General features: G+C 68.9%; 19 protein-coding genes. 8 read left to right on the top strand and 11 right to left on the bottom strand.

Translation table 11 applies throughout. The features are described from left to right. Positions 1-45: 45 nt before the first annotated feature. The 7 genes from ACAV_RS04245 to gspG all read right to left on the bottom strand — a co-directional run bounded on the left by ACAV_RS04245 (position 46) and on the right by gspG (position 5,291). Positions 46-702 carry a type II secretion system protein M gene (locus ACAV_RS04245; protein WP_013593339.1) on the bottom strand — a complete coding sequence of 219 codons (657 nt, stop codon included), beginning with the start codon at positions 700-702 and terminating at the stop codon, positions 46-48. Next, positions 699-1,949 carry a type II secretion system protein GspL gene (gspL, locus tag ACAV_RS04250; RefSeq protein WP_013593340.1) on the bottom strand — a complete coding sequence of 417 codons (1,251 nt, stop codon included), beginning with the start codon at positions 1,947-1,949 and terminating at the stop codon, positions 699-701. The genes ACAV_RS04245 and gspL overlap by 4 nt, the downstream gene beginning before the upstream one ends. 62 nt (positions 1,950-2,011) lie before the next feature. After that, positions 2,012-3,043, bottom strand: coding sequence for a type II secretion system minor pseudopilin GspK (gene gspK, locus ACAV_RS04255; RefSeq protein ID WP_041828953.1), 1,032 nt, complete (start codon positions 3,041-3,043; stop codon positions 2,012-2,014). 29 nt (positions 3,044-3,072) lie between these two features. Then, positions 3,073-3,762, bottom strand: coding sequence for a PulJ/GspJ family protein (locus tag ACAV_RS04260; protein ID WP_013593342.1), 690 nt, complete (start codon positions 3,760-3,762; stop codon positions 3,073-3,075). 173 nt (positions 3,763-3,935) lie between these two features. Then, positions 3,936-4,331 (bottom strand): type II secretion system minor pseudopilin GspI, encoded by a 396-nt coding sequence (gspI, locus tag ACAV_RS04265; RefSeq protein WP_013593343.1) that lies wholly within the window; start codon positions 4,329-4,331, stop codon positions 3,936-3,938. Further along, positions 4,328-4,828, bottom strand: coding sequence for a pilus assembly FimT family protein (locus ACAV_RS04270; RefSeq protein ID WP_013593344.1), 501 nt, complete (start codon positions 4,826-4,828; stop codon positions 4,328-4,330). The genes gspI and ACAV_RS04270 overlap by 4 nt, the downstream gene beginning before the upstream one ends. Next, complete coding sequence (gspG, locus tag ACAV_RS04275; protein WP_011794081.1) at positions 4,803-5,291, bottom strand: type II secretion system major pseudopilin GspG; 489 nt, start codon at positions 5,289-5,291, stop codon at positions 4,803-4,805. The genes ACAV_RS04270 and gspG overlap by 26 nt, the downstream gene beginning before the upstream one ends. A gap of 23 nt (positions 5,292-5,314) precedes the next feature. On the opposite strand from gspG, the gene ACAV_RS04280 reads away from it, so the two are divergent. Beyond that, entirely contained in the window at positions 5,315-5,791 is a 477-nt protein-coding gene (locus ACAV_RS04280) for a hypothetical protein (RefSeq protein WP_013593345.1), read from the top strand. 25 nt (positions 5,792-5,816) lie between these two features. Here ACAV_RS04280 and ACAV_RS04285 read toward each other — a convergent pair whose 3' ends face one another. Genes ACAV_RS04285 through ilvA form a run of 3 tightly spaced genes read right to left on the bottom strand, consistent with a single transcriptional unit; the run spans position 5,817 to position 8,828 of the window. Then, entirely contained in the window at positions 5,817-6,401 is a 585-nt protein-coding gene (locus tag ACAV_RS04285; protein ID WP_013593346.1) for a histidine phosphatase family protein, read from the bottom strand. Further along, a complete protein-coding gene (locus tag ACAV_RS04290) occupies positions 6,398-7,210 on the bottom strand; it encodes an adenosylcobinamide-GDP ribazoletransferase (RefSeq protein WP_013593347.1) in 813 nt (270 codons plus the stop codon). The genes ACAV_RS04285 and ACAV_RS04290 overlap by 4 nt, the downstream gene beginning before the upstream one ends. Before the next feature lie 34 nt (positions 7,211-7,244). Next, positions 7,245-8,828, bottom strand: a complete 1,584-nt coding sequence (gene ilvA, locus ACAV_RS04295; protein WP_013593348.1) for a threonine ammonia-lyase, biosynthetic — start codon at positions 8,826-8,828, stop codon at positions 7,245-7,247. Between the two features lie 288 nt (positions 8,829-9,116). On the opposite strand from ilvA, the gene ACAV_RS04300 reads away from it, so the two are divergent. After that, complete coding sequence (locus ACAV_RS04300; RefSeq protein WP_013593349.1) at positions 9,117-9,566, top strand: OsmC family protein; 450 nt, start codon at positions 9,117-9,119, stop codon at positions 9,564-9,566. A gap of 16 nt (positions 9,567-9,582) precedes the next feature. Here ACAV_RS04300 and coq7 read toward each other — a convergent pair whose 3' ends face one another. After that, entirely contained in the window at positions 9,583-10,200 is a 618-nt protein-coding gene (coq7, locus tag ACAV_RS04305) for a 2-polyprenyl-3-methyl-6-methoxy-1,4-benzoquinone monooxygenase (protein ID WP_013593350.1), read from the bottom strand. A gap of 294 nt (positions 10,201-10,494) precedes the next feature. On the opposite strand from coq7, the gene ACAV_RS04310 reads away from it, so the two are divergent. The 6 genes from ACAV_RS04310 (at position 10,495) to ACAV_RS04335 (ending at position 17,994) form a co-directional block, all read left to right on the top strand. Beyond that, the gene (locus tag ACAV_RS04310) at positions 10,495-11,568 is read left to right on the top strand and encodes a porin (RefSeq protein WP_013593351.1); all 1,074 of its coding nucleotides are present in this window, start codon (positions 10,495-10,497) and stop codon (positions 11,566-11,568) included. A gap of 193 nt (positions 11,569-11,761) precedes the next feature. Further along, on the top strand, positions 11,762-12,886 hold the full coding sequence (locus ACAV_RS04315; protein WP_013593352.1) for a porin: 1,125 nt from the start codon (positions 11,762-11,764) through the stop codon (positions 12,884-12,886). A gap of 311 nt (positions 12,887-13,197) precedes the next feature. After that, complete coding sequence (locus tag ACAV_RS04320) at positions 13,198-14,178, top strand: ABC transporter permease (RefSeq protein ID WP_013593353.1); 981 nt, start codon at positions 13,198-13,200, stop codon at positions 14,176-14,178. Between the two features lies 1 nt (position 14,179). Then, positions 14,180-15,427 carry a M20 aminoacylase family protein gene (locus tag ACAV_RS04325; RefSeq protein WP_013593354.1) on the top strand — a complete coding sequence of 416 codons (1,248 nt, stop codon included), beginning with the start codon at positions 14,180-14,182 and terminating at the stop codon, positions 15,425-15,427. Between the two features lie 10 nt (positions 15,428-15,437). Next, a complete protein-coding gene (locus ACAV_RS04330; RefSeq protein ID WP_013593355.1) occupies positions 15,438-17,018 on the top strand; it encodes an ABC transporter substrate-binding protein in 1,581 nt (526 codons plus the stop codon). Positions 17,019-17,082: 64 nt separating this feature from the next. Next, entirely contained in the window at positions 17,083-17,994 is a 912-nt protein-coding gene (locus tag ACAV_RS04335; RefSeq protein WP_013593356.1) for an ABC transporter permease, read from the top strand. The last annotated feature ends 7 nt before the right edge of the window (positions 17,995-18,001 follow it).

An 18,001-nucleotide genomic window follows, 5' to 3' on the forward strand; every position in this document is an offset into this window, starting at 1 on the left:
AAAGGGGCCGTTGCAATAGAAATCCGGGATATCGGTACGGCCGGCCTACCGTGCGGGAAGGGCCAGCACCAGCGTACCGTCCCAGCGCGGCATGGCGCCCTCTGGCGCTGCCGCAGCAGCCGGCTGGCCAGCGCTGGCGGCTGCCGTTCCCGGCGCGGCCAGGGCGGCTGCGCGCTGCGGCGAGGTCGGGCCAAGCACCGCCGGTCCGGCGGGCTGCGGTGCCGCCGCCGCGCTGCGGGCCAGCCGCGCCTCGACGGGTACGGCGCGGGCGTTGCTGCGCGCCTGCGACAGCCATTCGGCCACGTGGTCCGCGGGCGCGGCCTTCAGCGTGACGGTCGCGCGGTCGCCCAGGATGTTGATCTGCGCCTGCGTGCCCAGGCGCTGCGACAGCGACGTGCGCAGCGCCTGCGATGCGTCGCCGGCCGGTGCGGCGGGAGCGGCCTGCAATTGCAGGGCTTCCGACTGCAGGGCCTGCATGCGCTGCAACTGGGCGTCCAGTGCGGCATGCTGCGCCGGTGCCTCGCGCAGCGTGCGCAGCGCTGGCGCCAGCGCCACCCACCAGAGCAGTGCCACCGCCACGACCGTGCCGGCCGCGAGCACCAGCGACTGTTCGCGCGGAGCCAGTGTCTTCCAGCGCGCACGCAGCGCTTCGGCGCGGGATGCGGAGGCCGCGGAAGGGGAGGGAGACCGTGCCGGTTTCATGGGTGTGCCCCTTCGCGCAGCAGCACCGCGCCATCCTGCAGGCTGGCCTGGTAGCCGGCGGCGGCCAGGCGTTCATTGGTCGTGGAGAGTTCCTCGGGCTGCAGTTCGATGCCGCGCAGCCGCAATTCCCCGGGTGCATAGTCGATCGCGGTGGGCAGGCGCCCCGCGGGCAGCGCGGCACCCGCGGACGCGAGCATCGGCTCCAGGTCGCGGGCCGAGACCCCGCCCGCCTGCTGCCGCAGCCGGGCCACTTCGCGTTCCATCTGGACCGGCGCATCGACCACCACCTGCACCTGCGGAAAGGTCTGGGTAAGCGCGTTGCGCACGCCGGCCTGCTTGCCGGCGAGCGCCTGGCGCTCCTGCCAGGCCCAGGCGTTCAGCCCGACCACCTGCGCCGCCACGCACACGCCCAGGGCCCAGCGCGCGGCCCGCCATTGCGGCGCCCGCGCGAAGGCGCCGAAGGCCGTCGCGGTCTTGCGCAGCGTGCGCGTGCGGCGGTTGCTGGCGAACTCGAACTGCGCCAGGTCCCACGTGCCGCGCGCCGCTGCCAGCGCGCGCTGGCTCACCGTATGCAGTACCGCGGGGCGGCCGGTCATCTGTTCGGCGAGCCGGGCTACGGCCGGCTCCGCCTGCAGGGGGGGCGGCGTCTCGCCGCCGTCCGCACCGGCTGCATCGGCGGTGCGCGAGGCGCCCGTGAGCTGGAGTGCGGCAGGCGACAGCGGCAACACGGACGGTACGGCCTCCGGGCCCTGTCCGGTGGCCACCAGCAGCGGCTCCTCGGGCGTGCCGATCACGTAATACGCGGGCGTCTCCCCGGTGCCCGGTGCGAACTCGGGCACCACCCGCTGCACCGGCCGGCCCGCGGCCTCCAGGGCCTGCAGGGCCGCGCGCAGCCAGTTCCGGTCGCACACGGCCACCCAGGCCGGCACGCCTGGCCGCGCGCCCGGCTCCAGCGCGAAATGCAGTTGCGCGGGATCGTCCAGGAGCCGCTCTTCCAGCAGCCCTTCGAGCACCGCGCGCAGCCGCGGCGCCTGCGCACCCTGGGGCAGCGTGACGCGCTGCCATGACAGGGCCTGGATCGGCACCACGGCGACCACCTCGCCCGCCCGCCCCGGGTCGGGAAGCAGGGACGCGCGGGCGCTGTCGTGGCGGGTGGCGGCGTGGCCGTCCGTGGTCAGCGTGTAGCCGTATTCGGTGGCCGGCCCGGGGGCGCTGCCCTGGGGCAGGAAAAGGACGAGGGTGCTCATGGGTGGAATTCGCGGGCCATTTTAGGGGCGCTGCATGACGGCAGGTCCGGCACCTGCGCAGGTCATCGTGCGGCGGCGGGGCTCCTCACGAACGCGCCGCGCTCGCGCCATAACGTGCGCGCCGTGGAGCCGGCCTTGTACACCAGCGAGCGCTCCTCCACGACGGTGTCGCCCAGGCGCAGGCGTCCCCGCACTTCGTAGTACGAGGACATGGTCGAGTGGGTCTCCGGCGGGATCTGCAGGTTGCCGCCCAACTGCCGGGTGGCGTCCGCGGTGGTTTTGAAGTGCTGCGACTCCCGCGCCTGCACCAGCCGCTGCGCGCCCGCCATGTCCAGCCCTTCGATGCTGGCCTGCAGCACCTGCGCGCTCGCGGTATTGAGGTTGACCGGCGTGCGCCGCGGCAGCAGGGTCGCATACGGCTCCAGCGCTGCGACCGTGGACGCCGACAGCCCCAGCCACGTGAGCTGCGTGAAGCTGCGGGGCATGAGCGGAACGGAAGCGAGGTCGGCCGGTGCGGCGGCGGGCGCCTCCGTGCCCGTGGCGGTGCCCGCGCCGGTGTTGCCGGCTCCCGCGGCATTGCTTAGCGCCATCGCCTTGCGCAGCCCTTCCGCGAGCTGCTGCAGCTCCTGCTGCGGCAGCCCCAGCGCATCGAACAGGCGGCCGAACTGGCGCAGGGCGGGCGCGGATACGGTGGCGCCCTCGACCAGGTTGTACACATTGAGCCGCGACTGCAGGTCCGTGATCTGCCCCGACAGGAAGGCGTTGGCAGTGTCCGTGCTGGCATCCGGCTCGGCCGCCGCGCCTTCGGGCCCGGCCGCGAGGAAGGTGGACAGCCGCGCCTCTTCCAGCGGAACGGCCCAGGGTTCCGCGAGGTGGTCCGTACCGTCCCCGCCCCGCGCGAACAGGTCTTCGCGCAGGATCAACCGCGACCAGTCGAGCGCACCGACCAGCAGCCAGGCCGACTGCACCCGCGCCCGCTCGGCGGACTCCACCTCGACGGCGCGCCATTGCTGCCACATCGCCGCTGCCGCGAAAGTGGCCACCAGCGCCACGGTGAGCATCGCCGCGAGGAGCGCCGCCCCATGCTGGCGCATGGCGCCCGTCCTGCCGCCGCCGCGCCGCGTCACGACTTGCCTCCGCCATTGGTGGGATTGACCCAGTCCCGGGTGATCGTGCCGGCGAGCGCGCGCCCCGGCGGCAGCACGATCTGCAGGCGCACTCCGTCGGGAATGTTCGTCGGGGCCGTCGGCCCCATGGTCTGCGGGGTGGGCGCCGTGGCGCTGCTGGACAGCCCGTTGTACCAGGCCCCGTCGCGGTAGTAGAAAAGTCGCCAGTCCTGCAGCGGCATCAGCACGGTTTCCCCGCGCTCGGCCCCGGCGTTGCCCGCTCCGCCCGAGCGCGCCCACAGCGCCGCGCGCTGCCAGGCCGTGTTCCATTCGCCCAGCGTGCGCAGCGGGGACGACTGCCAGCGCAGCCACTGGTCCGTGCCGTTCACCGCGCGCCGGGCCCAGGCCACCACGTAGGCTCCTTCGTCCGGCGTGCCACTGCCCCGCCGCGTCAGGCGCAGCACCTGCCCGTCCCAGTCGATGGGCGTGGTCTGGTCCATGGCCTGCAGCGCATCCAGGTCCGCAGTCCACTGCGCCAGCGCGGCCTCCACCACCAGCAACTCGTCCCCGCGCGCCCGCGTCTGCTCCTGCGCCCGCGCCATGCCATCCAGGCCGCGCCAGCTCATGAGCGCCAGCAGCGACATGATTGCGATCGCGACCAGCAGCTCCACCAGCGTGAAGCCGGCGGCATGGCGCGGAGCGCGCATACTGAGGTTCCAGAGGGCAAAGCCATGCCGACGGGGTACGCTACCTGCACGGCCTTCCTTGTCCGAAGGCCGCGGAGCAGGCCATGCCGGCAGACGCCGTGGATCGGGCTTTGCCCGGCCACTGGCGGCGTCCCCCTCGGGGGGAAGGCGCCGGAGGCGACTCAGGGGGGGCATCAGTACCTCCCCACGATCGTGGACAACCGCAGCACCGGCCCCGTGGCATCGAAAACCTGCGCATCGACCCGGCGGAATTGCGGGTTGGGCGTCGGCCGCACGCCCACCGCCACGTCGTAGCGCAAGCCGGCCTGCTCGCAGGGCACGGTGCTGTCCCCGATGGAGGGCATCTGGCGCGCGAGCCGCACCTTCACGAGTTCGTTCTCCGCGCAGATGTGCGCGAGCATCACGTCGGCCTGCCGCGCGGCATTGCGGGCCAGCGCCGAGGTGGCCTGCGTGCCGGCCGTCAGCGCGATCGCCACGATGGCCAGGGCCACCAGGACTTCGACCAGCGTGAAACCCGTGGCCGGTGCCCGGCCACGGCACCGGCGCGCGGGGGGCACCCGCCGGGTCATTGCACCGTCTCCGCCGTGAAGGGGCGCAGGCCGTCGGTGGCCACGCGCACCGAGCGCCCGGGATGGGACTGGCTCGCGAGCACCACCTGCTGCGGGGGGATCAGCGGTTCGGGGCCCAGCTGCAGCAGCGCGGGGCCGACCACGTAGGTCGAGGGATCGAGCCATGCGCCCGGGGCCGGGTTGCCGGGCAGGCCCTCGAACCGGAAGCTTCCGCCGACGGCACGCCAGCGCACCGGCGCACCGGACGCGCGGGACTGGGCCCGGCCCGCTTCCAGCAGTGCTGCGAGGCGCTCGCCTTCGCGCTGCAGGGCCGTCTGGCCATCGTCCCGCAGGGCGAAGCCCACGCCGGCCGTGGCGATGGCGATCAGCGAGATCACCACCAGCAGTTCCAGCAGCGTGAAGCCCCGGGCGCCGCGGCTTGTGCTGCCGGGGGCAGGGCCCGTGCCATTGCAGGGGCCGCGGTTCCGGCGCTTATTGCCAGCTGCCGATGTCGGCATTCTTGCCCTCGCCGCCCGACTGCCCGTCGGCGCCGAAGGACATCACGTCCACTTCGCCCTTGATGCCGGGATTCAGGTACTGGTAGGGCCGGCCCCAGGGGTCGTTGGGCAGCTTTTCGAGATAGGGGCGCCAGTTGCCGGGAACCGGGCCGTTCGTGGGCCGGGCGATCAGGGCCTGCAGCCCCTGTTCGGCGGTGGGATAGCGCTGGTTGTCCAGGCGGTAGAGCTTCAGCGCCTGCACGATGTTGGTGATGTCGGTGCGCGCCGCGGTCACCCGCGCATCGTCTGCACGGTCGATCACGTTGGGCACGATCAGGGCGGCCAGCACCCCGATGATCACCAGCACGACCATCAGCTCGATCAGGGTGAAGCCGCGCGCGATCCGGCTGCGGGCGTTCCTGGCGCGCCGTGCGATGGCGCCTGCGTTGCGGGAGATCACGGTCTTCTGAAAAGTGGGAGACATATCCGGTCAATGATAATCGTGACATGGTGACAAACACATCCGGCCCCTGGGGCGTTCGGCTCGGCACGCTCGCCCTGTGGGTGCTCGCAGGCGCCAGCGTGGTTTTCTGGGGGCTCCGGCTGGCCGTCCGGCCGGCCCCCATCGCCGCCCCCGTGGCGGCACCCGCACCGGCGGCGCCGGATGCCCAGGCGCTCGCGCGGCTGCTGGGCGCGGGCCCGGCCGCCCCCAGCGCGCCGGCTGCACGCGAGCCCAGCCGCTTCGCCCTGCAGGGGGTGCTCGCCGGCACGGCCAGTGGCGGCGGCGCGGCCCTCATCGCCATAGACAGCCAACCCGCGCGTCCGTTCCGTCTCGGTGCCACCGTGGCCGAAGGCCTGGTGGTGCAGTCCCTGGGCCGCAGGCAGGTGCGCCTCGGTCCGTCCCGGGGCGGCGAGGCCACGGTCACCCTCGAAGTGCCTGAAAAAGGAGGCGAGGCAACGGGTGTAACAACCGTCGCACCCTAGGCTGCCACCGCCTTTTTTTGCAGGTTCACGCGGAATCCGCGCCGCCGATCTCAAGGCACTTCCAGGTGCCATAGCCGGGGGCTTCCAGTGGCCATTCGTCGGCGCGCGGCGCACGGAGCGGCTGCTCCAGCAGCCAGTGCACGCAGCGCGCGACGCCGGCATGCGTGATCCACACGACGTCGGCAGCGTGCGTTTCGCGGGCCTCCCGCAGGGCGGCCCGCACGCGTGCCAGCACCTGTTCCAGGCTTTCACCATCCCCTGGTGCGTGCCCTGCGAAGTCGGCCATCCATGCATCGATGGCCGCGCGCCCGACGGCATCCCAGGAGCGCCCCTCCCAGGCCCCGAAGTCCATTTCCACCAGCCGCGCGTCCGGCTGCGGGGAGAGGTCGGAACGCAGGGCCTGCAGCGAACGTGCCAGCGCCGTGCAGCGCGCGAGCGGCGAATGCCGGACGGGCAGGGCGGTGGCGGGCAGGGCGGATGCCAGGCGGCCCGCGGCATCGGCGGTGGCCTGCGCGTCCGCCGCCACATTTAGCGAGCCATAGCAGATGCCTGCGTCCACGCAGGGCGCGGCATGCCGCACCAGCCAGAGACGCACGGACCGGGAGCTCATGTGGCCGGGGTGCCGGCCGCCGCGGCGCATCCCAGGTAGAACGCGATCTCGGCCACCTGCTGCACGGCCCCCAGGCAGTCTCCCGTGAAGCCCTGCAGGCGCCGGGCGAACCATGTACGCAGCGTCCAGGCGGCCAGCCCGCTGGCGCCCAGCGCCGCCAGGGCGGAGGCCGGGCCCAGCAGCCAGCCCGCCAGCACCAGCGCAGGTGCGGCCCAGCAGCCGGCCGCCAGCAGCGCGCCCAGCGTGATCCGGTCTGCCAGCGGCTTGCTCTTGGATGTGGCCTCATTGCCCACATGGGGCAGGGTGCGCACCAGCAGCAGCGGCCAGAAGCGGGACACCACGTGCGCGCCTGCCAGGGCCGCGAATGCCACGGCCAGCCCGCGGTGCCCCAGCATCGCCAGCAGCGCCAGCTTGCTGGCCAGGGCCAGGCACAGGGCCATGGCCCCGAATGCGCCGATGCGCGAATCCTTCATGATGTCCAGGGCCCGCCCGCGATCCGCGCTGCCGCCCAGGCCGTCCGCCACGTCCGCCAGTCCATCCTCGTGGAAGCCCCCGGTGAGCACGACGGTGGCCGCGGTGCTGAGCGCCGCGCAGGCCAGCGCGGCATAGGGCTGGGAGCCGAACAGCAGGTGGAGCGTGCCGTACACCACGGCCGCCACGGCCGCCACGATCCAGCCCACGCCCGGGAAATGCGCGGCGCTTGCCCGCAGCATGGCCGGGCTGAAGCCCACCCAGTCGGCGCACCGCCCGGTCACGGGGATGCGCGTGAAGAACTGCACGGCCAGCAGGAAGTGGCGGAGTGCCTGCATGGCGGGGTGGTGGGCGCCTGTCGTGTGTGGAGCGTCAGCCCCGGCCCGCGGACGCCTGCAGGAACAGCCGGTACGCGGGGTTCTGCGTTTCTTCCACGTAGGGGTAGCCCAGCGTTTGCAGGAAGGCGTCGAAGGCCTGCGCGTCGCCCGCCGGCACCTGCATGCCCACGAGGATGCGGCCGTAGTCGGCGCCCTGGTTGCGGTAGTGGAAGAGGCTGATGTTCCAGCTCGGCTGCATCATGCTCAGGAATTTGAAGAGCGCGCCCGGGCGCTCCGGGAAGATGATGCGCAGCAGCCGCTCGTCCTGGGCGAGCCCGGAACGGCCGCCCACGAGGTGCCGCAGGTGCTCCTTGGCCAGTTCGTCGTGCGTGAGGTCCAGCGCCTCGAACCCGTGGCGCTGGAAATTGCGCGCGATCTTCTCCGACTCGCCCTTGCCATGCGTGGCCAGGCCGACGAAGACATGGGCCTGCGACGCATCGCTGATGCGGTAGTTGAATTCCGTCACGTTGCGCGGGCCGCCGGGCAACTGGCCGACCACTTCGCAAAAGCGGCGGAAGCTCCCGCGCTCCTCCGGGATCGTCACCGCGAGCAGCGCCTCGCGCTCCTCGCCCACTTCGGCACGCTCCGCGACGAAGCGCAGGCGGTCGAAATTCATGTTGGCGCCGCACAGGATGGCGGCATAGGTTTCCCCGCGGGTCTTGCGCTCGGCGACGTACTGCTTGATGGCCGCCACCGCCAGCGCCCCGGCGGGCTCCACGATGCTGCGCGTGTCCACGAAGATGTCTTTGATCGCCGCGCAGACGGCGTCAGTATCCACCGTGATGAATTCGTCCACCAGCCCGCTCGCGACGCGGAAAGTCTCCTCGCCCACCAGCTTCACGGCCGTGCCGTCCGAGAACAGGCCCACGTCGGGAAGCGCCACCCGGCTGCCGGCAGCGACCGAGCGCACCATGGCGTCGGAATCGTTCATCTGCACCCCGACGACACGGATGTCCGGCCGCACGGCCTTGATGTAGTTGGCCACCCCGCTCACGAGGCCGCCACCGCCGATCGCCACGAACACCGCGTCCAGCCGGTTGCTGCCCAGGCTCTGCAGCTGGCGCAGGATTTCCATGGCGATGGTGCCCTGGCCGGCGATCACGTCCGGATCGTCGAAAGGATGCACGAAGGTCAGGCCCTGCTCCTGCTGCAGGCGAGCGGCGTGCTCGTAGGCGTCGGAGTAGCTGTCCCCGTGCAGCACCACTTCGCCGCCGAGCGTCTTCACGGCGTCCACCTTGAGTTGCGGCGTGGTCGTGGGCATCACCACCACCGCACGCGTGCCCAGGCGCCTGGCGCTCATGGCCACGCCCTGCGCATGGTTGCCGGCAGAGGCGCAGATCACGCCCCGCTGCAACTGCTCCGCGGACAGGTGGGCCATCTTGTTGTAGGCCCCGCGCAGCTTGAAGCTGAACACGGGCTGCTGGTCCTCGCGCTTGAGCAGAACCGTGTTGTGCAGGCGGCGGCCCAGCGCGCGCGCGGGTTCCAGTGCCGACTCGACGGCCACGTCGTACACGCGCGCCGTCAGGATCTTCTTGAGGTAGTCGGCGGGCGTCAGGGCGGGGGAGGGAGTCTTCGTCATGGATGCGTAGGCTGCGGCAGGGCCGACATCATAGGCCTTTGCCCCCGCCGGCCTGCCGCAGCCCGGCGGAGCAAAAAAAACGGCCCCGGATCGTGAGATCCGGGGCCGAATCCATCCTTTGAGGAGATGGAGGAGACAATAGACGCGTCGGGTAGGTCTTTCAGACCCGCCAACCCTTTCGGGCAACGCATGGGGCAAGTGTAGCGCAACCGATGCTGCGATGCAGCAAAATTGCGGTGGTGCAGCCACAAAAGTTGTCAGGCTGCCAATTTGATGGGAAAAAACAACATGGAATGCACAGTCACCTGGACCGGCGCCTCGGGCACGCGCTCGGGCATGGGGTTCATCGCGGAAACCGGCAGCGGCCACATCCTGGCCATGGACGGCGCCCCCGATGCTGCCAACCCCGCCAACGGCGGTCAGAACTTCGCGCCCCGGCCGATGGAGACCGTCCTTGCCGGCACCGGCGGCTGCACGGCGTATGACGTGGTGCTCATCCTGCGGCGGGGCCGCCACGATGTGCGCGGTTGCAGCGTGAAGCTCAGCTCGGAGCGCGCGGACACGGATCCGAAGGTGTTCACCCGCATCCACATGCAATTCACCGTCACCGGCAAGGCTTTGCCGCCCGCCGCGGTCGAGCGTGCCATCGCCATGAGCCACGAGAAATACTGCTCCGCGAGCATCATGCTGGGCAAGACGGCAGAGATCACCACCGGCTTCGACATCGTGGAGGTCTGAGCCCGTCCCGTACTCTCTATATATGGTGCGCCGTGGCCGTCATTACCCGGGCCGCGGCGGCCATGAGCACCCGGGCCGGTGCGGGCAGGTCCGTCGCGCCGGCGGCTCGTGCGTCGTCCGCATGCCGCTGCTCGTCGGCCTGCATGCGCTCGATCACCGCCAGGGAGGGGGCGTCCTGCGCCGGCATGCGGTCCAGGTGCCCCTGCAGATGGCGCGCCACCTGGTTTTCCGTCTCCACCACGAAACCCAGGCTCGCGGCATCGCTGACCTGGGCCGCTGTCCAGCCGATCGCGAATGCGCCCGCGAACCAGAGCGGATTCAGCAGGCTGGGCCGGCTGCCCAGCGCGTCGAGGCGTTCGGCCGTCCAGGCCAGGTGATCGGTTTCCTCGCGGGCAGCCTCCAGCAACCGGGCGCGCAGCGCCGGGTCGCGCGTGACGGCGGCCTGCCCCATGTAGAGAGCCTGCGCGCATACTTCGCCCACGTGGTTCACCCGCATGAGCGCGCCGGCCTCGCGCCGCTGGGCGGGCGACAGGTCGCCTTCCGGCAGGCCTTTGGCGGGCGACGGCTGCGCGGCGCGGGGTCGTGCGAAGAGCGTGCGCAAGGCGTTGTCCGCGGCTATCAAGAGCTTGTCCATGGCGATGAATGTCGATGGCAGAAGGGTTGGATTGCTGCAAAAAGAGTAGCGGAAGGCCCCGGTTCCATCGCGTCCTATCTCAATTCCAGGGAACCTTTTTGTGTGTTGCGATGCTGCAACGAAATAGGGCTTTCGGGGCGATTGTGCGGGAATTCCTTTGCGAAACGGAACGGCCTCTGTTGCAATAAGGGCAACTTCCCCACCAGGAGGTTGGCCCGGGGTTGGCGGACTGCGCCTGTAGTGCGTACCAGCCCCCCGAACCGGCGCCCTCGTTTAACCTTGGAGTAACTCGCAATGAAAAAATCCCTGATTGCCCTGGCCGTGCTGGCTGCTTCCGGCGCTGCAATGGCTCAATCTTCCGTCACGATGTTCGGTATCGTCGATACGGGTGTTGCCTACATCAACAACGCCAACTCTGCTGGTCAGAACGTGTACGGCCTGACCACCAGCGGCAACGCCACGAGCCGTCTGGGCTTCCGTGGTACGGAAGACCTCGGCGGTGGCCTGAAGGCTGGCTTCTGGCTCGAAGGCGAGATCTTCGGCGACAACGGCAACGCCAACGGCTTCAACTTCCAACGCCGCTCCACCCTGAGCCTGGCTGGCAACTTCGGTGAAGTGCGCCTGGGCCGCGAACTGACCCCTTCGTACAACAAGGCCAGCAGCTATGACCTGTTCGGCCAGGCTGGTATCGGCCAGTTCCAAGGCTGGAACGAGTGGCTCGGCCTGAACGGCGCTACCAGCGTGACCGCTGACACGAACAACATCCGTTCGAGCAACATGGTCAGCTACTACACCCCCAACTTCGGTGGCTTCACCGGCGGCGTGGGCTATGGCTTCGACGAGCAAACCGTGGGCAAGGCTGGCCGTTACTTCGGTGGCTACGCTGCATACGACAACGGCCCCCTGAGCGTGACCGTGTCCTATGACCAACGCAACACCGGCTTCACGCTGGCTGGCGTTTCCGCTACCGGCAAGCACAACATCCTGACCGTGGGCGCTTCCTACGACCTGAACGTTGCCAAGCTGATCGCCATCGCCCAACAATCGAAGTACGAAGCTGACGGCTTCTCCGGCGACGCCAAGTTCAACAACTACGCCCTGGGTGCTTCCATGCCCGTCGGCGCTGGCGAATTCAAGCTGCAATACGCCCTGTACGACCAGAAGGCCATCGACTCCAAGGCACACCAGCTGTCCCTGGGCTATGTCCACAACCTGTCCAAGCGCACCGCTCTGTACGGCACCGTGGCTTACCTGAAGAACAAGGACAACTCCAACCTCGGCCTGGCCACCAAGGGCCTGACCGTTGCCGGCCCTGGCATCGGCAACAACCAGACCGGCGTGCAAGTCGGTATCCGTCACGCTTTCTGATGCATGGCTGGCTCTGCCAGCTTGACTCAGCAAGTCAAAAGCCGCTGCCCTCGGGCAGCGGTTTTTTTTTGTCACTTCGGTAACAGGAACTAAGGGAAAACGACTGTGGGTATGCCGCTAACGCATGTTCCGATGCAAGTCATTGATTTCTAGAATAAAAGTTCCTTCACCCTCCCGCAGAAAGAGACAACACATGCGTATTTCGTCTGTGAAAAAAACGGTGGCACTGACCACCCTGGCAGTAGCGGCTCCCTTCACGTTCGCGCAGCAGGCCGGCACGAGCAGCGTCCAGCTGTACGGCATCGTGGACATGGCGTATCGCCATACCAACAACGAGGGGCCCGCCGGTAGCCCGGGCGGTTCGCTGAGCCAGATGGTCGGCGGAGGCATGTCCCAGAGCCGTTGGGGCATCAACGTGACCGAAGACATGGGAGGCGGGCTGAAGGCCCTGGTCAACCTGGAAAACCGTTTCGGCGCCGACACCGGCACGCCGGCCACGCCGTACTTCCAGCAATCCTGGGTGGGCCTGCAGGGCGGCTTCGGCCGCGTGACGCTGGGCCGCCAATACAACATCCTCTTCGACCTGGTGACCAGCACGTATGCGTCCTACCCGTACTCGCCGTACATGGACGTCTACAAGCCCGAGATCGGTTTCGCGCTGGGTGCGCGTGCCGACAACATGATCAAGTACATGGCCGAGGTCGGCCCGTGGCGTGGCGGACTGCAGTATTCCTTTGACGAAAAGAGCGCCACGGGCGGCAAGACGGCCGGCGGCTACATCCGCTATGCGTCGGGCGGCCTGGCCGCCGGCCTGGGCTACCAGAACTACGAGTTCGCTTCCGGCAAGAAGATCGACGCCTGGACGCTGGGCGGCTCCTACCGCATGGGCAACTGGTACTTCAACGGCGGCTACGGCCAGAACAAGGTGGACGACGGGCTCACCGCCGTGGACCGTGCCGTGCTCTCCGCGATGTGGCAGGGCGGCATCAACGGCGGCTTCGGCGGCCCGGCCTTCCTGGCGGCCAACAAGCGCACGATCTACAAGATCGGCGCGGGCTACCAGATCACTCCGCAGATCAACCTGGGCGCGCACTACTTCCGTGCGGAGCAGAAGGGCAATACCGATCTCGCCAAGGCCAAGGCCGATTTCTTCACCATGGCCCTCGATTACGCATTCTCGAAGCGGACGGACGCCTACATCGAGGTGGACCACACCAAGCTCAAGGGTGACCAGGTCAGCCTGAACAACTACGCCGGCCAGGCCAACGGCGCCAAGTCGCGCACCGGCTACACCATCGGCCTGCGTCATCGTTTCTGATCCGTCCGCGGGTGGCGGGCTGGCGGTGTGATGCTGCCGGCTCGCCGGCACCTTTGGTGCGAAATCCTGCTTGAGCAGGCCTGCATGCCCTCCTGCCCGCCATGGGCCGGAGGGCATGCGTCCGTCTGGCCCGCCTGTTGCCCGTTGGCAGCCCCCGTATCCGTCGCTCGCCGGCAAGGCGCATGCCCGGTGTCCATGAAGCCGGCCTTGCCGGTCCCGGGCCGGGGCCGACAACCATCCGCGATGGCGCGGGTATTGCATGCAGTGGCCGTATGCCCTGCTAGCATGCCTGCTTCTCTGCCGCTCCTACGATGCTTGCCTTCATTCTGAGACGCCTCATCCAGGCCGTGATCGTCATGGTCGCGGTGGCCTTCATCTCCTTCATGCTGTTCCAGTATGTGGGTGATCCCGTCACCTTCCTGCTCGGGCAGGACGCCACGCCGGACCAGATCCGGGACATGCGGGCGGCACTCGGGCTGGACCAGCCCTTCATCGTGCAGTTCTGGCATTTCCTCGTGAACGCGGCGCAGGGCGAGTTCGGCCTGAGCCTCCGGCAGGGCGCCAAGGTGTCCAGCCTGATCGCCGAGCGGTTCCCGGCCACGCTGGAACTGGCGCTGGTCGCTGCCGTCCTGGCCCTGGTGGTCGGGGTGCCCATGGGCGTGTATGCGGCGCTGCGCCGTGGCACCTTCACGAGCCAGCTGTTCATGACGCTGTCGCTGCTGGGGGTGTCGCTGCCCACCTTCCTCATCGGCATCCTGCTGATCCTCGTGTTCGCCGTCCACCTGGGGTGGTTCCCCAGTTTCGGGCGCGGGCCGGTCACGCAGGTCGGCTGGTGGAGCACGGGCCTGCTCAATGCCAAGGGCTGGCACCACATCACGCTGCCGGCGGTGACGCTGGCCATCTTCCAGCTCACGCTCATCATGCGCCTCGTGCGCGCCGAAATGCTGGAGGTGCTGCGTACCGACTACATCAAGTTCGCCCGCGCCCGCGGCCTGTCCGACCGGGCCATCCATTTCGGGCACGCACTGAAGAACACGCTGGTGCCGGTGATGACGATCACCGGCCTGCAGCTGGGCGGCCTCATCGCCTTCGCCATCATCACCGAGACGGTGTTCCAGTGGCCCGGCATGGGCCTGCTCTTCATCCAGGCGGTGACGTTCGCGGATATTCCCGTGATGGCGGCCTACCTCTGCCTGATCGCGCTGATCTTCGTGGTGATCAACCTGGTCGTGGACCTGCTGTATTTCGCGGTCGATCCGCGGCTGCGGGTGGGCAAGGCCGGAGGGCACTGACATGGCGGTCGCAGCATCCAAGCCGGCACCGTCCGCAACACCCCGCCTGCGGGCCGGCGGCCGCGCCTTCGCCCACATCGCACAGTTCCACCCGGAACTGACCACGTTCCGGCGCGACCTGCATGCCCATCCCGAACTGGGTTTCGAGGAGGTGTACACGGGCTCGCGCGTGAAAGAGGCGCTCAAGGTGTGCGGGGTGGACGAGATCCACGACGGCATCGGCCGCACCGGCATCGTGGCGGTGATCCATGGCCGCAGCCGTTCCAGCGGCAGCATGATCGGCCTGCGGGCCGACATGGATGCACTGCCCATGTCGGAGCAGAACGAGTTCACCTGGAAGTCCTGCAAGCCCGGGCTCATGCATGGCTGCGGCCACGACGGCCATACGGCCATGCTCGTGGGGGCCGCGCGCTACCTTGCCGCCACGCGCCATTTCGACGGCACGGCCGTGCTCATCTTTCAGCCCGGCGAGGAGGGCTTCGGCGGTGCGCGCGTGATGATCGAGGACGGCCTGTTCGACCGCTTTCCCGTGCAGTCGGTCTATGCCATGCACAACTGGCCGGCCATGCGGCCGGGCACCATCGGCCTCAATTCCGGGGCGATGATGGCTTCTGCCGACCGCATCACCATCGAGATCACGGGCCGCGGAGGCCATGGCGCCCACCCCTACCAGACCGTGGACGTGGTGCTGGTGGCCGCCCACATCATCACTGCGGTGCAAGGCATCGTCTCGCGCAACGTGCGCCCGCTCGACAGCGCGGTGATCAGCCTGTGCGCGATGCAGGCGGGCGACCTGGGTGCCTTCAGCGTGCTGCCCGGCACGGCCACGCTGGTGGGCACGGTGCGCACATTTTCGCCCGCTGTGCAGGAGATGATCGAGCAGCGCCTCAAGGACCTGTGCAGTGCGGTGGCGCTGGGCTTCGGTGCCACGGCCACCGTACGCTACGAGCGCATCTATCCCGCGACCATCAATACCGAGAGCGACGCGCAGTTCGCGGGGGACGTGGCGGTGTCGATCGTCGGTGCCGAGAACGTGGTGCGCGACCTCGAGCCCAGCATGGGCGCGGAGGATTTCTCCTTCATGCTGCAGAGCAAGCCGGGCGCCTACCTGCGCATCGGGCAGGGCACCGGGCCCGGCCACAGCGCGCTGCACAACAGCCGGTACGACTTCAATGACGAAATCCTGCCCCTGGGCGCCGCGCTGCATGCGGGCCTGGTCGAGCAGGCGATGCCGCTGGCAGCGGTCTGAGGGTATGACGATGAATTTCTCACGCACGGCATTGCGCGCCACCATCGGCGCTTCCCTGGTCGCGGCGGCCTGTGCGGCCGGGGCGCAGACCATCCGCGTCGCCAACCAGGGCGACGCGCTGTCGATGGACCCGTATTCCCTGAACGAGAGCCTGCAGCTCAGCGTGACCGGCAATGTCTATGAACCGCTCGTGGGCCGCAACAAGGACCTGAGCCTGGCGCCGGCACTGGCGACGCGCTGGACGCAGACCTCGCCCACGGTGTGGCGGTTCGAGTTGCGCCGGGGCGTGCGCTTCCACGACGGCAGCCCGTTCACTGCCGACGACGTGCTGTTCTCGCTGGCGCGCACGCAGGCCGGCAGTTCTGACATGAAGACGTACACCAACGACTTCAAGGAAGTGCGCAAGGTGGACGACTACACGGTCGAGATCGAGACCAAGTCCCCGTATCCCATCCTGCCCGACGTCCTCACGCTGGTGTACATGATGTCCCGCAAGTGGTGCGAGGCGAACCAGGCCGTCGAGCCGGTGGACCGGCGCAAGGGCGTGGAGAACGCGGCATCGTTCCGGGCCAACGGCACGGGGCCGTTCCGGCTGCGCGAGCGCCAGCCCGGCGTGCGCACAGTGTTCACGCGCAACGCGCAGTACTGGGGCGCGATCGAGGGCAACGTGGCCGAGGTGGTCTTCACCCCCATCGGCAACGACGCCACGCGTGTCGCGGCGCTGCTGTCGGGCCAGGTGGATGTCATGGAGCCCGTGCCCGTGCAGGACATCGAGCGCGTGAACACGAGCCCTCTCACGCGCGCCGTGACCGGGCCCGAGTTGCGCACCATTTTCCTGGGCATGGACCAGAAGCGCGACGAGCTGCTGTATTCGAGCGTGAAGGGCAAGAACCCGTTCAAGGACAAGCGCGTGCGCCAGGCCTTCTACCAGGCCATCGACATCGAGGGCATCCGCAAGACGGTGATGCGCGGAGCATCCAATCCTTCGGCGCTGCTGGTCGGCCCGGGCGTCAACGGCTTCCAGCCCGACATCAAGCGGCTGCCCTACGATGCCGATGCGGCGCGCAAGCTGCTCGCCGACGCCGGCTATCCGAACGGGTTCGAGGTGGGCATGAATTGTCCGAACGACCGTTACGTGAACGATGCGCGCATCTGCCAGGCCGTGGCCGCCAACCTGGCGCGCATCGGCGTGAAGGTGAACCTGCAGGCGGAGACCAAGGGCACGTATTTCCCCAAGGTGCTGCGGCGGGACACCAGTTTCTACATGCTGGGCTGGATGCCCGCCACCTACGACGCGCACAACGCGATGAATGCGCTGATGGCCTGCGTGGACGACAAGGGCGCCGGGCAGTTCAACCTGGGCGGGTACTGCAATCCCAAGGTGGATGAACTCACGCGGCAGGTGCAATCGGAGACCGACAAGTCCCGGCGCGACGCGATGATCCGCCAGGCCTTCGAGATCCATGCGGCCGACGTGGGCCACATCCCGCTGCACCAGCAGGCGCTGGCCTGGGGCGTGTCGCGCAAGGTGGCGCTGGTGCAGATGGCCGACAACTTCATGCCGTTCAAGTGGATGAGCCTCGCGAAATGACGCGCTGATCCGTTCCGTTCGCGTGGATATGCCGCTGTGCTCCACGCCTTTTCCGAATCCCACGATGAAAAAAACGCTCTCCCGATGGCTCGACAGCGATGTCGGCTACAGCTTTCGCACCTCGCCCGTCGCCATCGGCGCCGCGGCGATCGCGGTGGTGTGCGTGTTCTGCTCGCTGTTCGCGGGCTGGGTGGCGCCGCACAACCCGTTCGACCTCACCACGCTCGAACTGAGCGACGCCCGGTTGCCGCCGGCCTGGAGCGACGGGGGATCCTGGAAGTATCCGTTCGGCACGGACGACCAGGGGCGCGACATCCTTTCGGCGTTGATCTACGGCGCGCGCATTTCGCTCGTCGTCGGCCTGGCATCGGTGGCGCTGTCGGTGGTGGTGGGTGTGGCCCTGGGGCTGCTGGCGGGCTTCAAGGGCGGCTGGATCGATGCGGTGCTCATGCGCCTGTGCGATGTGATGCTGTCCTTTCCAGCGATCCTGGTGGCCCTGCTGATCGCCGGGGTAGGCCGTGCGGTGTTTCCCAACGCGCACGAGTCGCTGGCCTTCGGCGTGCTGATCCTGTCCATCTCGCTCACGGGCTGGGTGCAGTACGCGCGTACGGTGCGCGGTTCCACGCTGGTGGAGCGCAACAAGGAATACGTGCAGGCTGCCCGGGTGACGGGCGTGTCGTCCTCGCGCATCATGAGGCGCCACGTGCTGCCCAACGTGCTCGGGCCGGTGATGGTGCTGGCCACCATCCAGGTGGCCACGGCGATCATCACCGAGGCGACCCTGTCCTTCCTGGGCGTGGGTGCGCCGCCCACGTCGCCCTCGCTCGGCACGCTGATCCGCATCGGCAACGATTACCTTTTCTCGGGCGAATGGTGGATCACGGTGTTCCCGGGCGTGATGCTGGTGCTGATCGCGCTCTCCGTGAACCTGCTGGGTGACTGGCTGCGCGATGCGCTGAATCCTCGGCTGCGCTAGACATGGA

The sequence above is a fragment of the Paracidovorax avenae ATCC 19860 genome (assembly GCF_000176855.2).
Classification (GTDB): Bacteria; Pseudomonadota; Gammaproteobacteria; order Burkholderiales; family Burkholderiaceae_C; genus Paracidovorax; species Paracidovorax avenae.

Coding starts and splice junctions, on each gene's coding strand:
- ACAV_RS04245 (WP_013593339.1), bottom strand. CDS start 702: ATGAAACCGGCACGGTCTCCCTCCCCTTCCGCGGCCTCCGCATCCCGC.
- gspL (WP_013593340.1), bottom strand. CDS start 1,949: ATGAGCACCCTCGTCCTTTTCCTGCCCCAGGGCAGCGCCCCCGGGCCG.
- gspK (WP_041828953.1), bottom strand. CDS start 3,043: ATGCGCCAGCATGGGGCGGCGCTCCTCGCGGCGATGCTCACCGTGGCG.
- ACAV_RS04260 (WP_013593342.1), bottom strand. CDS start 3,762: ATGCGCGCTCCGCGCCATGCCGCCGGCTTCACGCTGGTGGAGCTGCTG.
- gspI (WP_013593343.1), bottom strand. CDS start 4,331: ATGACCCGGCGGGTGCCCCCCGCGCGCCGGTGCCGTGGCCGGGCACCG.
- ACAV_RS04270 (WP_013593344.1), bottom strand. CDS start 4,828: ATGCCGACATCGGCAGCTGGCAATAAGCGCCGGAACCGCGGCCCCTGC.
- gspG (WP_011794081.1), bottom strand. CDS start 5,291: ATGTCTCCCACTTTTCAGAAGACCGTGATCTCCCGCAACGCAGGCGCC.
- ACAV_RS04280 (WP_013593345.1), top strand. CDS start 5,315: ATGGTGACAAACACATCCGGCCCCTGGGGCGTTCGGCTCGGCACGCTC.
- ACAV_RS04285 (WP_013593346.1), bottom strand. CDS start 6,401: ATGAGCTCCCGGTCCGTGCGTCTCTGGCTGGTGCGGCATGCCGCGCCC.
- ACAV_RS04290 (WP_013593347.1), bottom strand. CDS start 7,210: ATGCAGGCACTCCGCCACTTCCTGCTGGCCGTGCAGTTCTTCACGCGC.
- ilvA (WP_013593348.1), bottom strand. CDS start 8,828: ATGACGAAGACTCCCTCCCCCGCCCTGACGCCCGCCGACTACCTCAAG.
- ACAV_RS04300 (WP_013593349.1), top strand. CDS start 9,117: ATGGAATGCACAGTCACCTGGACCGGCGCCTCGGGCACGCGCTCGGGC.
- coq7 (WP_013593350.1), bottom strand. CDS start 10,200: ATGGACAAGCTCTTGATAGCCGCGGACAACGCCTTGCGCACGCTCTTC.
- ACAV_RS04310 (WP_013593351.1), top strand. CDS start 10,495: ATGAAAAAATCCCTGATTGCCCTGGCCGTGCTGGCTGCTTCCGGCGCT.
- ACAV_RS04315 (WP_013593352.1), top strand. CDS start 11,762: ATGCGTATTTCGTCTGTGAAAAAAACGGTGGCACTGACCACCCTGGCA.
- ACAV_RS04320 (WP_013593353.1), top strand. CDS start 13,198: ATGCTTGCCTTCATTCTGAGACGCCTCATCCAGGCCGTGATCGTCATG.
- ACAV_RS04325 (WP_013593354.1), top strand. CDS start 14,180: ATGGCGGTCGCAGCATCCAAGCCGGCACCGTCCGCAACACCCCGCCTG.
- ACAV_RS04330 (WP_013593355.1), top strand. CDS start 15,438: ATGAATTTCTCACGCACGGCATTGCGCGCCACCATCGGCGCTTCCCTG.
- ACAV_RS04335 (WP_013593356.1), top strand. CDS start 17,083: ATGAAAAAAACGCTCTCCCGATGGCTCGACAGCGATGTCGGCTACAGC.